10 protein-coding genes are annotated in these 13,655 nt (G+C 72.6%); 5 read left to right on the plus strand and 5 right to left on the minus strand.

Going from position 1 to position 13,655, the window contains the following annotated elements:
- The first annotated feature begins 96 nt into the window (after positions 1-96).
- Positions 97-1,191: a mechanosensitive ion channel family protein gene (locus AB0A61_RS15620; protein WP_361291866.1), complete on the plus strand. Its 1,095-nt coding sequence runs from the start codon at positions 97-99 to the stop codon at positions 1,189-1,191.
- Positions 1,192-1,275: 84 nt separating this feature from the next.
- On the opposite strand, the gene AB0A61_RS15625 is transcribed toward AB0A61_RS15620, so the two are convergent.
- Positions 1,276-2,475 (minus strand): AI-2E family transporter, encoded by a 1,200-nt coding sequence (locus AB0A61_RS15625; protein ID WP_361291868.1) that lies wholly within the window; start codon positions 2,473-2,475, stop codon positions 1,276-1,278.
- A gap of 229 nt (positions 2,476-2,704) precedes the next feature.
- On the opposite strand from AB0A61_RS15625, the gene AB0A61_RS15630 reads away from it, so the two are divergent.
- A complete protein-coding gene (locus AB0A61_RS15630) occupies positions 2,705-3,124 on the plus strand; it encodes a DUF4186 domain-containing protein (RefSeq protein ID WP_361291870.1) in 420 nt (139 codons plus the stop codon).
- A gap of 92 nt (positions 3,125-3,216) precedes the next feature.
- Here the strand turns inward: AB0A61_RS15630 and AB0A61_RS15635 are convergent, their stop codons facing one another.
- A complete protein-coding gene (locus AB0A61_RS15635) occupies positions 3,217-4,767 on the minus strand; it encodes a M1 family metallopeptidase (RefSeq protein WP_361291872.1) in 1,551 nt (516 codons plus the stop codon).
- A 207-nt stretch (positions 4,768-4,974) separates the two neighbouring features.
- On the opposite strand from AB0A61_RS15635, the gene AB0A61_RS15640 reads away from it, so the two are divergent.
- Together AB0A61_RS15640 and AB0A61_RS15645 are read left to right on the plus strand one after the other, a co-directional pair.
- Positions 4,975-7,194 (plus strand): NADP-dependent isocitrate dehydrogenase, encoded by a 2,220-nt coding sequence (locus tag AB0A61_RS15640; RefSeq protein ID WP_361291874.1) that lies wholly within the window; start codon positions 4,975-4,977, stop codon positions 7,192-7,194.
- Positions 7,195-7,382: 188 nt separating this feature from the next.
- Complete coding sequence (locus AB0A61_RS15645; protein ID WP_361291876.1) at positions 7,383-8,189, plus strand: N-formylglutamate amidohydrolase; 807 nt, start codon at positions 7,383-7,385, stop codon at positions 8,187-8,189.
- Between the two features lie 128 nt (positions 8,190-8,317).
- Here AB0A61_RS15645 and AB0A61_RS15650 read toward each other — a convergent pair whose 3' ends face one another.
- Genes AB0A61_RS15650 through AB0A61_RS15660 form a run of 3 tightly spaced genes read right to left on the minus strand, consistent with a single transcriptional unit; the run spans position 8,318 to position 10,937 of the window.
- Complete coding sequence (locus AB0A61_RS15650) at positions 8,318-8,869, minus strand: hypothetical protein (RefSeq protein WP_361291878.1); 552 nt, start codon at positions 8,867-8,869, stop codon at positions 8,318-8,320.
- Positions 8,866-9,465 carry a sigma-70 family RNA polymerase sigma factor gene (locus AB0A61_RS15655; RefSeq protein WP_361291880.1) on the minus strand — a complete coding sequence of 200 codons (600 nt, stop codon included), beginning with the start codon at positions 9,463-9,465 and terminating at the stop codon, positions 8,866-8,868. The genes AB0A61_RS15650 and AB0A61_RS15655 overlap by 4 nt, the downstream gene beginning before the upstream one ends.
- Before the next feature lie 35 nt (positions 9,466-9,500).
- Positions 9,501-10,937, minus strand: coding sequence for a S8/S53 family peptidase (locus tag AB0A61_RS15660; RefSeq protein ID WP_361291882.1), 1,437 nt, complete (start codon positions 10,935-10,937; stop codon positions 9,501-9,503).
- Between the two features lie 150 nt (positions 10,938-11,087).
- On the opposite strand from AB0A61_RS15660, the gene AB0A61_RS15665 reads away from it, so the two are divergent.
- A complete protein-coding gene (locus AB0A61_RS15665; RefSeq protein WP_361291975.1) occupies positions 11,088-13,652 on the plus strand; it encodes a CHAT domain-containing tetratricopeptide repeat protein in 2,565 nt (854 codons plus the stop codon).
- The last annotated feature ends 3 nt before the right edge of the window (positions 13,653-13,655 follow it).

A 13,655-nucleotide genomic window follows, 5' to 3' on the forward strand; every position in this document is an offset into this window, starting at 1 on the left:
CACATCCCGGAATCGAGCAGGTGACTACGTGACACGACTTCACATCCGGCCGTCGGCGGCGCCGTGCGCCGCAGCAGGTGTCCCCGGAGGTGACCGGTGAACCGCGCTGTGACCCTGGACGACCTGATCCTCGCCGGCATCGCCGTGGCCGCGGGCCTGGTGGCGGCGTTCCTGTCGCGCACACTGCTGCGCTGGCTGGCCAAGCACGCCAAGCGCACCCGCTGGAGCGGCGACGACGTCATCGTGGACGCGCTGCGCACGGTGGTGCCGTGGGCGGCGATCGCGGGCGGCGCGGCATCCGCGGCGGCGGTGCTGCCGCTGACCCGGACCGTGCAGCACCATGTGAACCAGACGCTCAGCGTGCTGCTGATCTTCGTGGCGACGCTGTCGGCGGCCCGGGTGATCACCGGGCTGGTGCAGACGGTCACCCAGTCCCGCTCCGGTGTCGCCGGATCGGCCACGATCTTCGTCAACATCACCCGGATCCTGGTCCTGGCGATCGGTTTCCTGGTGGTCCTGCAGACCCTGGGCATCTCCATAGCGCCGCTGCTCACCGCCCTGGGCGTGGGCGGTCTCGCGGTCGCGCTCGCCCTGCAGGACACGCTCGCCAACCTCTTCGCCGGTGTGCACATCCTCGCCTCCAGGACCGTCCAGCCCGGCGACTACATCCGGCTGAGCACGGGTGAGGAGGGCTACGTCGAGGACATCAACTGGCGCCAGACGACGGTCCGGCAGCTGTCCAACAACCTGGTCGTCATTCCCAACGGGCAGCTCGCGAAGACGAACATGACCAACTTCACGCGGCCCGAGCAGCAGTTGACGGTTCTGGTGCAGGTCGGGGTCGGCTACGACAGCGACCTGGAGCACGTGGAGCGGGTGACCAAGGAGGTCGTCGCCGAGGTGATGCAGGAGATCACCGGCGCCGTGCCCGACCACGAGCCGGCCGTCCGCTTCCACACGTTCGGCGACTCGCGGATCGGCTTCACGGTGATCCTGGGCGTCGGCGAGTTCAGCGACCAGTACCGGATCAAGCACGAGTTCATCAAGCGCCTGCACCGCCGCTACCGCGAGGAGGGCATCCGCATCCCGGCCCCGACCCGGACGGTGGCCCTCCAGCAGGGCTCGGCAACCATCCCTCAGCAGCGCGGCGGCGGAGACGACGTGGGGGTGGGCTCCGCGGTCGCCGGTTAGCCAGTGCGGGGCGCGGGCCCGGGCTCCCGGCTGGTGCGGGCCCGGGCTCCCGGCCGGGCGTTCGGCGGGCGCCCCGGTCCGCGGTCAGGCCGCGTCGGTCCTCGGGAAGAGGTACTCGTCCAGGAGGACGCCGATGGCGACGGCGGCCGGTACGGCGACCAGGGCGCCGATGATGCCCAGCAGGGCGCCTCCGGCCAGGACGCCGACCACGGTGACCACGGGGTGCACGCGGACCGCGTACTTCATCGCCCGCGGCATGATCAGGTAGTCCTCGGCAAGGCGGAAGGCGACGTAGAAGCCCGCTGTGGCGCCCGCGACGGGCAGGGAGACCGACAGGGCGACCAGGCTGACGACCACCCCGCCGATCGTCGAGCCGGCCACGGGGATCAGATCCATCAGGGCGACGAAGAAGCCGAGAGCGGCGGGGTAGGGCACGCCGATGCCCGCGCACCAGGCGAAGGTGGCAATGCCCGCGATGCCTGAGGTGACCAGGTTGGCCAGCATGAAGCGGCCGGTCCGGCTCAGGATCTCGTCCGTGACCGTCTGTGCCCGGGGCCGCTTGCTCGCGGCGACGAAGCGGAGGCCGAACCTCTTGATCACGGGCAGGGCCGCCATCAGGTAGATGGTCACCACGAGCACGATCACCGTGGAGGTGATCACGCTCGCCACCATCTTCCCCGCCCCGAGCAGACCGCCGGCAAGGCCGGACCCGCCCGTGGAGGTCAGGGTGGACCGCGCCCTGGCCAGCAGGTGGTAGCGGTCCTCCAGGCGGCCGAGCGGTGTGTGGTGGTTGTGGAGCTCGTTCAGCCAGGTCGGCACGGCCTTGGCCAGCGAGTTGACCTCGTCGGTGACGGGAGGAACGATCAGCGCCACGAACCCGGCCACACACAGCGCGAAGCCGAGCAGGACCACGGTGACCGCCCAGCCACGCCGCATGCGGTGACGCGTCAGCCAGGCGACCAGCGGTTCCAGTCCCATCGCGACGAAGATCGCCACCAGGAACAACGACAGCAGCTCACTGATCTGCAGCACCGTCTGCACCACGAGCCACGCCAGCATCGCCCCGAGGCCGAACCCGAACCCCACCCTCGCCCACGACCCGAGGCCCACGCCGGTTCTCGCCCGGTCGTGGGCACGCGCACCGCCTGCGGCATGCGGGGCATGCGGGGCGTGCGGGCTCTCGCCCGGCGTTTCCGCGCCCACGGGGTGTACTCGCCGGTCCTCGGCGAGCGTGGCGCGGCCAGGGCGTCGATCGCCGCCGCCGTTGGGCAGTGCAGCACTCATGCGCAGGCCTCCTCACCCCGCGATGAACGGCCGCGCCCGCGCGTCGGGACCACCTCCGCGCCGTTCGGCCTCCACCACGGATCCCACCGCCACGCGGCCGCACCGGCCGTCACGCCCGAGCGGGACTCCGGGCCGCCGCCGGGGATCTCCTGCCACAGCGGGTGTCCGCCCGAGGGACGTTCATGCCGGTTGCCGGGGTGCCACTGGCACGTCCTATGCTCGAGGCAGCATGACATCTTCTCCCGACCCATCGGTGCCCGATCGGTCCGCCCGCGCGCTCGACCGGCGGCTGGAGACGATCGCCCGCGATCCGTTCCGGGCGAAGTTCCATCTGCGCGGGCGGGACCTGGCCACCGCCGAACTGCGCGGGCCCGCCACCATGCGATGGCACGCCTACGACCTGATCGCCGCCCGGCTGGCACCGGCCGAGCCGTACAAGGACGGCAAGCAGACCCCTTACCGGGGCCACCCGGTCTTCGTCGCCCAGCACGCCACCGCGACGTGCTGCCGTACCTGCCTGGAGCGCTGGCACCGGATCCCCAAGGGGCGGGAACTGAGCCGCGAGGAGCGCGCCTATGTGGTGGACGTGATCTGCCGCTGGATCGAGCGCGAGGTGGCGGGCGGAGCTCCCTCCGCCCGCCAGGGCTGACGGCCCGGCCACGGCCGGCGAGCCGACCACGACTGACGGACCCGTCGGCGCCGACGGCCCCCGGCGTCAGCCCGGCCCACGGCCCGCGGGCCTCAGAGGGTGGCCGAGGCGTCGTGGTGGTGGCCGTTCCCGCGGACGTGCGGCACGGCGAGGGACGGGCTCACCGGCGTGACCGTCCAGTCCGGGTGGCCGGGCATCCGGGGCGTACTGGTGCCGTACAGCCACTCGCGCAGGAAGCCCGACTGGTCCTGGCCGGACACCTGCGAAGCGACGGCGATGTAGTCCTCGGTCGTCGCCGAGGCGTTGCGGTACCGGTCGAGGAAGGTGCGCTCGACGGCGGCGAAGACCTCGTCGCCGACGGCCTGCCGCAGCGCGTACAGCACCAGCACACCGCCCAGGTAGCGCTGGCTGTCGAACAGGTTGACCGCGTTCGGCGCGGCCACCGGTCCGGAGTCGTGCCGCCACTGGTCGCCGCGCGCGTAGGTGTCCTTCATCCGGGCCTCCATGGTGGTCAGGCCCAGCGAGTCGGGCCAGCCGCGCTCGTAGCGGTACAGCAGCCCGTAGAAGTCGGCGTGCCCCTCGTTGAGCCACAGGTCGGCCCAGGTGGCGGGGCTGACGCTGTTGCCGAAGTAGGAGTGGACCAGCTCGTGCATCATGTGCGAGCCGATCTTCTTCTCCTCCTGGAGCAGGAAGTTCGGCTTGTACAGGGTGAGGGTCTGGGTCTCCAGGCCGGTGAAGTCGAAGGCGTTCGGGTCGTCGGAGTTGCAGGGCAGCAGGCCGTACGTCTCGAACGGGAAGGCGCCGAGGCGCTGTTCCAGCCAGTCGACCTGGCCGGGGGTCAGTGACAGCGCCGGTTCCAGGGCGGCCGCGCGGGCGGTGGGCACGACGTCGCGCAGCGGCAGGCCGTGCGGGCCCCGGCGGTCCTTGACGACGTAGTCGCCGACGGTGATCTGCACCAGTTCGGTGGCCATCGGCGAGCGGGAGCGGTACGTGTACGCGGTCCGGCCGCCGTCCAGGTTCTCGGTGCGGACCAGGAGGCCGCCCGCGACTCCGCGCAGGCCGTTCGGGACCGTGACGCGGAAGGTGAAGTCGGCCTTGTCGGACGGGTGGTCGTTGCAGGGGAAGACGGTGTGCGCGGAGTTCGGCTGGCCGCACACCGCGAACCCGTCCGGTGTGACGACCCAGCCGGTGTGCGGCAGGCTGCGGCGCGGGTCGGCGGAGTACTCCACGCAGACGGTGGCCCAGGCCTTCTCCGGCAGGGCGCGGTCGGGGGTGATCCGCAGCTTCTCGTCCGCCTGCTCGAAGGCGGCCGTGCGGCCGGCCACGCGCACGGCCCGTATGTCCAGGCCCAGGGCGTCGAGCGAGAACCGCGTCAGGGGCCGGGTGGTGCGGATCTCCAGGGTGGCGGTGGCGTCGACCAGCCTGGTCGTCGCGTCGTAGGCGATGTCGAGGTGGTAGGCCGCGACGCGGTAGCCGTCGTTGCCGAGGCTCGGGAAGACGGGGTCGCCGAGGGTCTCCGGGCCCGGGGAGCCGGTGTCCCCCGGGTCCGCGGGCCGGGCGTACGCCGTCGATCCCGCGGTCAGCGCCGCGGCGGTGCCGATGAGGGCGGCCGCCGGGGCCGTCACTCTGGTGCGATATCTCATGGTCCGCTTTCGCTCGGGCGGCCGGCTGGTCGGGGCCGGCCGTCGGGTCAAGGAGCCGATCAACTCCCCTGACCGCGAAAAAGCGGCTTTGGTTGCATGAGCACGTCACCCTGGTGGCGAGATCCGTACCGGACCCCTGTCGAGCCGGGCTCGCCCACGAGATATCTTGATGTCGAGCAATGTTGCAGACGTGGAGCGGAGCACCCGGTGACTGACTCGACCATCATCTATACGCACACTGACGAGGCCCCGGCCCTGGCGACGTATTCCTTCCTGCCGGTGGTCCAGGCGTACGCGTCGCAGGCGGGTGTCGCCGTGGAGACCCGTGACATCTCGCTGGCCGGCCGCATCATCGCCGTGTTCCCGGAGTACCTGACCGAGGACCAGCGGATCCCGGACGCGCTGACGGAGCTGGGCGAGCTCGCCAAGACTCCCGAGGCCAACATCATCAAGCTGCCGAACATCTCGGCGTCCATCCCGCAGCTGAAGGCCGCGATCACCGAGCTCCAGGGCCAGGGCTACGCGCTGCCGGACTACCCGGACGACCCGAAGACCGACGAGGAGCGCGAGATCCGCGCCCGCTACGACAAGGTCAAGGGCTCCGCGGTGAACCCGGTGCTGCGTGAGGGCAACTCCGACCGCCGCGCCCCCGCCTCGGTGAAGAACTACGCCAGGACCCACCCGCACCGCATGGGCGCCTGGACCTCCGAGTCCAGGACCAACGTGGCGACCATGGGCGTGGACGACTTCCGCTCCACCGAGAAGTCCGTGGTGATCTCCGAGGCGGGTTCGCTGCGCATCGAGCTGAAGGGCGACGACGGCTCCACCACCGTTCTGCGCGAGTCGGTCCCCGTCCTCAAGGACGAGGTCGTCGACGCCTCCGTGATGCGCGTCGTCGCGCTGCGCGAGTTCCTGACCGCTCAGGTGGCCCGCGCCAAGGAGGAGGGCGTCCTGTTCTCCGTGCACCTGAAGGCCACGATGATGAAGGTCTCCGACCCGATCGTCTTCGGTCACGTGGTGCGCGCCTTCTTCCCGAAGACCTTCGCCAAGTACGGCGAGACGTTCGCCGCGGCCGGTCTGACCCCGAACGACGGTCTGGGCGGCATCTTCAAGGGCCTCGAGGCCCTGCCGAACGGCGACGAGATCAAGGCCTCCTTCGAGGCGGAGCTCGCCGAGGGCCCGGAGCTGGCGATGGTCGACTCCGACAAGGGCATCACCAACCTGCACGTCCCCTCCGACGTCATCGTCGACGCCTCCATGCCGGCCATGATCCGCACCTCCGGCCACATGTGGGGCCCGGACGGCCAGGAGCACGACACCCTCGCGGTGCTGCCGGACTCCAGTTACGCGGGCGTCTACCAGGCCGTCATCGACGACTGCCGTGCCAACGGCGCCTACAACCCGGCCACGATGGGCTCCGTCCCGAACGTGGGCCTCATGGCGCAGAAGGCCGAGGAGTACGGCAGCCACGACAAGACCTTCGAGATCCCGGTCACCGGTACCGTCCGCCTGGTCGACCAGGCCGGCGACGTCGTCCTGGAGCAGACCGTCTCCGCCGGCGACATCTTCCGCGCCTGCCAGACCAAGGACGCCCCGATCAAGGACTGGGTGAAGCTCGCCGTCACCCGCGCCCGCGCCACCGGCGACCCGGCCGTGTTCTGGCTGGACGCGACCCGCGCACACGACGCCAACCTGATCGCCAAGGTCGAGCAGTACCTGCGGGAGCACGACACCGAGGGCCTGGACATCCGCATCCTGTCCCCGGTCGAGGCCACCAAGCTGTCGGTGGAGCGCATCCGCCGCGGTGAGAACACCATCTCCGTCACCGGCAACGTGCTCCGTGACTACCTCACCGACCTGTTCCCGATCCTGGAGCTGGGCACCAGCGCCAAGATGCTGTCGGTCGTCCCGCTGATGGCGGGCGGCGGCCTGTTCGAGACGGGCGCCGGCGGCTCCGCCCCGAAGCACGTCCAGCAGCTGGTCAAGGAGAACTACCTGCGCTGGGACTCCCTCGGTGAGTTCTTCGCGCTCGTGCCGTCCTTGGAGCAGTACGCGAAGACCACCGGCAACCAGCGTGCCCAGGTCCTCGCCGACACCCTCGACCGCGCCACGGCGACCTTCCTCAACGAGGACAAGTCCCCGACCCGTCGCCTCGGCGGCATCGACAACCGCGGCAGCCACTTCTACCTGTCCCTGTACTGGGCGCAGGAGCTGGCCCGGCAGACCGACGACGCGGACCTGGCCAAGGCCTTCGCACCGCTCGCCGAGACGCTCGCCGCCAACGAGCAGCGCGTGGTCGACGAGCTGATCGCCGTCCAGGGCAAGCCGGCCGACATCGGCGGCTACTACCAGCCCGACCCGGCCAAGGCCGCCGCGGTCATGCGCCCGTCGGCCACCTGGAACGAGGCACTCGCGTCCCTGAGCTGACCGGACGGCTCCGAGCCCGTCCCGCAAAGCCGCCCCGCCCGGGACAACTCCCGGGCGGGGCGGCTGCGTTGCAGGCGGAGACGGCGAACGCGGTTGGGCTGGGACCGGGGTAGGAACGGAGGCGATGGCCGGATTTCGTCCCCTGCTCGCGACCGCGCACTTTTTTCAGAACATCGACGACGCCCCCCTTGGAGCAGCCCGTGCCGCCCGCCGTCCCGTCCTTCGAACTCCGTCCCGGCGCCGCGGACTCACCCGTGATCCTGCACGTGCCGCACTCGGCGCGGGAGATACCGCCCGAGGTACGCGCCGGCGTCCTGCTGGACGACGAGTCGCTGGAGCGGGAGCTTGACCACATCACCGACGCGCACACCGCGGAGCTCGCCGAGGCGGCGGCCCGCCTGTCCGCCGTCACCCCCTGGCGGTTCGTCAACCGGCTGTCCCGGCTCGCCGTCGATCCGGAGCGCTTCCCCGACGAGCGGGAGGAGATGCTCGCGGTGGGCATGGGCGCCGTGTACACCCGGACCACGCACCGCGGCGCTCTGCGCCCCGCGGACACCGACCCCGAGCCGCTGCTCGAGCGCTACTTCCGGCCGTACGCACGGGCGATGACCGAGGCGGTTGCCGACCGGCTGTCCGCCACCGGCCGCGCCGTGATCGTCGACGTCCACTCCTACCCCACCGCGCCACTGCCCTACGAGCTGCACGGCGAGGGTCCCCGGCCGCCGGTGTGCCTGGGCACCGACCCCTTCCACACCCCGCGCGCCCTGGCCGACCTGGCCCGCGAGGCGTTCGCCGGGTTCGGGGCGGCGCTGGACAGCCCGTTCAGCGGGGCCTACGTGCCGCTGGAGCACTACGGCCGTCAGAGCCGGGTCTGCGCCCTGATGGTGGAGATCCGCCGGGACACGTACATGAGCGAGCCGGGCGGCCCCGCGGGCCCGGGCCTGTCCCGGCTGGCGGCGGCGCTGGCCGCCCTTGTCGACGGCATGTCGCGCTGACCTCCTCGGACTGCGGCCGGAGCACTCCAGCGAGACAGGCGCCGCGAGGGCGGGCGTATGCCGCAGGAGATCACCACGCCCGCATTCCGGTCACCCGGTGAGGGCCGTCGGCGCGATCACCACCCGCTTCACGCCCGCAGCCACTCCGTGACGACCACCTCGCCGCCCGCTCGCAGCCGGAGCGCGAACGGGCCGCCGGGCGGCACGTCACCGGTGAAGCGGCCCAGGGCGTCGGCCATGAGGGGCGCTCCCGGCTGGGGGCCGCTGAGCACCTCGATCCGGGCCGGCTGCGGGGGCAGCACCTGCCCCATCAGGCCGTCCCCGGTGACCTCGACGTCGACCGTCAGTTCCCCCGCCTGGAAGGTCAGCATCCGCGGCACGTCCACCGCGCCCCGGACGGGGATCGCGTCGATCAGCGAGTCGAAGGTCAGCTCGGCGATGCGGGCGTCGAGGTCGTGCAGTGCGAAGGCCTCCAAGGCCAGTTGGCGCAGCTCGTCCGGCACCGGATCCAGGATCGTGGCGGCCTGGCGCAGCTCCTCCTCCAGCATCCCGTCGCCGAACTCGTCGTCGTGGACGGCCTCCTGACCGAGGACGAGGTCGTCGTCGCGGTCACCGTCGGCCCCGTTGCCGCTCATGCCGCTGTTGCGGCCGTAACCGCCGTTGCGTCCGTCGTCGCTCACAGCACCCCCCGTGCGTCGAGTCGTGCGCGCAGCCGCCGCAGACAGCGCTGGCGCAAAGGTCCGATGCTGCCCACGGCGATGCCCAGTGCGGCGGACACCTCCTGGTAGCTGGGCGGCGGCGAGGCCATCAGCACGCGCAGCAACTGCCGGCAGCGCTCGCCCAGTTCCTCGAACTCCTGCCACAGCCGACGCACCCGCTCGCTCTGGGCGGCTGCCTCCTCGGACTCGAGCAGCGACTGCTCGGGCGTGCCCTCCTCGCTGACCCGGTCCAGCAGTTGCGGATCATCCGTCACCGTCAGCCGGCTCAGGCTCCGCAGCGTCTTGAGGCACTCGTTCCGCGCGGTGCTCGCCAGCCACGAGCCCGCCTTGTCCGGTTCCCGGATCCGCCCCAGGTGCTGGGCGAAGCGGAACCACACGGTCTGGTACACCTCGTGCCCGTCCGCATCGGACAGCCGGTGAGCGCGCACGACGGACCACACCAGCGGGCTCAGCCCTTCCACCAGCGCCTTCCAGGCCGCCGCGTCACCGTCGACGGCGGACTGGACGAGCGCGCCGACATCTGTACGGTCCACGGTCCCACCCCTCGTGTACGGCATGTCATCGTACGCCGTGGCGGGGACGGCTTCGGCCCTCATGCCGGCGGACCGAGCCGCACGACCGGGACCGGGCGCCAGGTGGGCGGACGCAGCGCCGGTACGTGCGCCCCGCGCACTTCCGCGTACTCGGCGTTCGCCTCCAGCAGTTGACGCCGCGCCGCGCGCGGGTCGCGCTCCTTGTGCGCCGTCATGTGCGCCGCGACCATGCCGGCCGCGACCGGAGTGGCGAAGGAGGTCCCGCTCCAGTGCGCGAACCCCTCGAACATCACCTGGTCCGGTTTGCCCGGCGTGCTCTCCTTCTCCTCGCTCAACACGCCGGTGTGCCGCGGGTACTGACAGGTGCAGGTGTAGGTGAAGCCGAACCGGCAGGCGTCGTACGTGGAGTGCTGGTAGACGTACGGAACCGGCGCGTCGAAGCCGGTGAGGGCGCTGGTGAGCCGCTCGCCGGGGGCGTAGGCCTTGACCCAGGCACCGTGGTTGCTGAAGCAGGCGCCGAACTCGCCGTCGCTGCGCAGGGCGCCGACGGAGAGCACGGAGTCGGCGTAGTCGGGCAGATCGGCGTAGGCGGCGGGCCAGAAGGGGGTGGCGCTGGCGTTGTTGCCGGCGGCCGCGACCAGCAGGGTGCCCTGGGCGCGCAGCTCCCGCATGAAGGCGTCCACGCCGAGCAGGCCGTCGGTGCGGCCGTTTGAGGTGCCCGCGGAGAGGCTGATGACATCGGGCCAGCCGTGCTGGTCGACGGCCTCGAAGAGCCGGTGCCCGAAGTCGGACTCCAGGATGGCGCCAGCGTCGTTGAGGGTACCCCGCACCGTGATGTCCGTGTTGGGCGCGACGGACGCGACAAGCCCGGCGATGAACGTCCCGTGGCCGACGTACTGCTGGAGGATCCCCCGGTCGTCGGTCTCCTCGACCTGGGCGTCGCCCTGGACATGGGCCATCAGCGGGTAGGAACGGTAGTCGTGCATCAGGCCGGTGTCGACGACGAGGACGCCCACGGCGGTGTCGGCGTCGTACGCCGTCTCGGCGGGCGCCGGGTTGCTCCCCTGGGTGAGCGGGGCGGGCACCGGCTCGTCGCCGGGGCAGGCGTTGACCGCGATCGCCACGACGTGGTTGCGGCTGACCAGCCGCCGTCCGGCCCGCCCCTCGTGCGTGCGCAGGGCGCGCAGCGCGTGCGCGACGGCGCGGTCGCCGCTGCGGTCGCCGTGTCCGGGGTCGCCGACCTGGATGCGGGTGACGCCGGTGCGGTTGGTCTCGGGACCCGCGCGGCGCACATGGTCCGCGGACAGACCGGTCGCCTCGGTGAAGTGCGTCCGCACGGTGTCCTCGACCAGTCGCGCCTCCTCTCCGTCGCGGGCGAGGACCACGCCCTTCTCGTAGAAGAACTCGGACGAGTCGTCCGGTCCCATGGCCAGCGGGACGTCGGGCATCGAGCGCTGGATCTGGTCGAACTGCTCGTGGAATCGCTGAGGTGCCATGGCGTGTCCTCCCGTTGGGGCGGTGGTTCGTTCAGTCAGAGCCGCAGGGTCGTCGATTGATACAGCGCCAAACTGTGTGACGCGGTTCCTGCGGCCACTACCATCCGAGGAGTGACAGCGGGAAGCGACTCGGCTCTCGAACTGCTGCCGATGGTGTTCGCCGCCCCGGGCGAGGCCCTGGCGCGGGCCCGGGGGCTGCTCGACACCGGTCCGTCGCCGTCGCAGGCCTCCGTGGCGCACCAGGTGATCGGCATCTGGCAACGGGACTTCGGCGACATGCGCCTGGCGCTGTGGCATCTGCGGCGCGCCCGGAACCTGGCGGCGCGGGCGGAGTCGGCCGACCGGGAGGCCGACGTGCTGGCCACGCTCGGGGTCGCACTGGTGCACGCGGGGCGCACGCGGCGGGGTCTTGAGGCGTTCGAGCGGGGTGTCGCGCGCGGGAGCGGACACACCCGGGCCCGCGTGCTGTACCGGCGGGCGTACGTCTGGTGGGTGCTGGGCCGGCACCGCGAGGCGCTGGAGGACGTACGCCGGGCGATACCCGTGCTGCGGCAGACCGGCGACGTGATCTGGACGGCGCGGGCGCTGACGCTGCGGGCCACCGTGCATCTGGCGCTGGGGGCGGTGGAGCGGGCGGACGCCGACTTCACCGCGGCCGAGGCGCTGTGGGACACCACCGGCCAGGAGCACGACAAGGCCGACGCCGTGGAGAGCCGCGGACTCGCGGCCTTCCGTCAGGGCGACATCCCCGCGGCGCTGCGGCTGCTGGACGAGGCCGAGGAGCGGTACGCCAAGCTGGGCACACCGACGTTCATGCTGGACATCCGGCGCTGCGAGGTCCTGATGGCCGCCGGGCTGGCCCCCGAGGCGCTGGCCGAGGCGGACACGGCGATCGCGGTGCTCGACGACATCGGCGGCCAGTCGACGCGCAAGGCGGAGCTGCTGCTGGCCGCGGCCCGTGCCGCACGCCTGGCGGGTGACCCGCACACGGCGATCGCGCGGGCGGCCGTGGCCGTACGGCTGTTCACCGGGCAGCGGCGCCCCTGGTGGGAGGCGCACGCACGGCTGGTGCTGATCGGGTCGCGGGTGGCGGCCGGCCGCCGCTCGGGGCGGTTGGTGGCGGACGCCGCCGCGGTGGCCGAACGGCTGGCCTCCTTCGGCTCACCGGCCGCGCCGGAGGCGTCGCTGCTGGCCGGCCGGATCGCCCTCGCCCTGGGCTGGACCGCGGACGCCGAACGGCACCTGGCCGTCGCCGCGCGCAGCCGGTACGGCGGGCCGCCCCTGGCCCGTATGACGGGCTGGGCCGCGCAGGCCCTGCGGGCCCGGGCGGCCGGCTCCGGACGAGGCGTTCTGGAGGCCTGCCGGCGCGGGCTCGACGTGCTCGACGACCACCGGATGACGCTCGGCGCCTCGGAACTGCGGGCCCGCGCCACCGCGCAGGGGGCCGAACTGGCCGCGCTGGCCCAGCAGGCGAGCCTCGCCTCCGGCGAGCCGCGGCGGCTGCTGGTGTGGAGCGAGCGCTGGCGGGCCACCGTGCTGTCGGCGCCGCCCACCCGGCCGCCCGCCGACCCGGCGCTGCTCGGCGACCTGACCGCCTTCCGCGAGATCGCCGCACGTGCCGAGGGCGCCCGCAGGGACGGCCACCCGGTACCTGCGCTGGAGCGCGAGCAGCGGCGCCTGGAGCGGGAGATCCGTGCGCGGACCCTGCGTCTGCGCGGCGACACACCCGGCGGCGGCGGCCGTTTCGACCCGGGGCGGCTGCTGGAGCGGCTCGGTGAGGTGCGGCTGGTCGAACTGGCCGTACTCGACGGGCGGGTGCACGCGCTGCTGTGCGGGGCGGGACGGGTACGGCGCTTCGCGGCCGGGCGGCTCACGGACGCGGTGGTCGAGGCCGAGCATGTGCAGGCCGGGCTGCGGCGCCTGGCGCATCCGGGCGGTCAGGCCCGGCTGCCCCTGGTGGAGGCGGCGGGGCGCCGTCTGCAGGAGCTGCTGCTGGGTCCGGCCGCGCGGCATCTGGGCTCCGGGCCGGTGGTGATCGTGCCGCCGGGATCCCTGCACCGGGTGCCGTGGGCGCTGCTGCCCGCGCTGCGGGAAAGGGTGCTGAGCGTGTCGCCGTCGGCGAGCAGCTGGCTGCGCGCGCGGGAGACCGAGCCGCCGCCGGGCGGGCGCCAGGTGCTCGTGCGCGGTCCGGGGCTGGCGACCGGCGGGGCCGAGGTGCCGGAGCTGGCCGGCCGGTACGGCACGCCGACCGTTCTGGAGGACACCGACGCGCACGTGGCGCGGGTGCTGCAGGAACTCGACGGGGCCGCGCTCGCGCACATCGCCGCACACGGCACGTTCCGCGCGGACAGCCCTCTGTTCTCGTCGCTGACGATGGCCGACGGCCCGCTCATCGTGCACGACTTCGAACGTCTGGACCGCAGCCCGTACCGGATCATCCTCTCCTGCTGCGACACCGCCCGGCTCGCGTCCGTCGGCGCGGACGAACTCCTCGGTCTGGTCACCGCGTTGCTGCCGCTGGGCACGGCCGGGGTGGTGGCGTGCAGCGCGCCCGTCAACGACGAGGCGGTGGTGCCGCTGATGCTCGCGCTGCACAAGGGGCTCGGCGCGGGGCTGTCCCTGGCCGAGGCGCTGCGCGACGCGCGGGCCGCGCTGCCGGGCGACCCGGTGCACCGGGCCACGGGCTGGGCGTTCTCGGCGTTCGGGGCGGCCTGAGCG

The sequence above is a fragment of the Streptomyces sp. NPDC046197 genome (assembly GCF_040646295.1).
GTDB lineage: Bacteria > Actinomycetota > Actinomycetes > Streptomycetales > Streptomycetaceae > Streptomyces.

Bases quoted from the DNA above. Each gene is read 5' to 3' on its own strand.
- AB0A61_RS15625 (WP_361291868.1), bottom strand. From the start codon at position 2,475: ATGAGTGCTGCACTGCCCAACGGCGGCGGCGATCGACGCCCTGGCCGC.
- AB0A61_RS15635 (WP_361291872.1), bottom strand. From the start codon at position 4,767: ATGAGATATCGCACCAGAGTGACGGCCCCGGCGGCCGCCCTCATCGGC.
- AB0A61_RS15655 (WP_361291880.1), bottom strand. From the start codon at position 9,465: ATGCCGTACACGAGGGGTGGGACCGTGGACCGTACAGATGTCGGCGCG.
- AB0A61_RS15665 (WP_361291975.1), top strand. From the start codon at position 11,088: ATGGTGTTCGCCGCCCCGGGCGAGGCCCTGGCGCGGGCCCGGGGGCTG.
- AB0A61_RS15660 (WP_361291882.1), bottom strand. From the start codon at position 10,937: ATGGCACCTCAGCGATTCCACGAGCAGTTCGACCAGATCCAGCGCTCG.
- AB0A61_RS15630 (WP_361291870.1), top strand. From the start codon at position 2,705: ATGACATCTTCTCCCGACCCATCGGTGCCCGATCGGTCCGCCCGCGCG.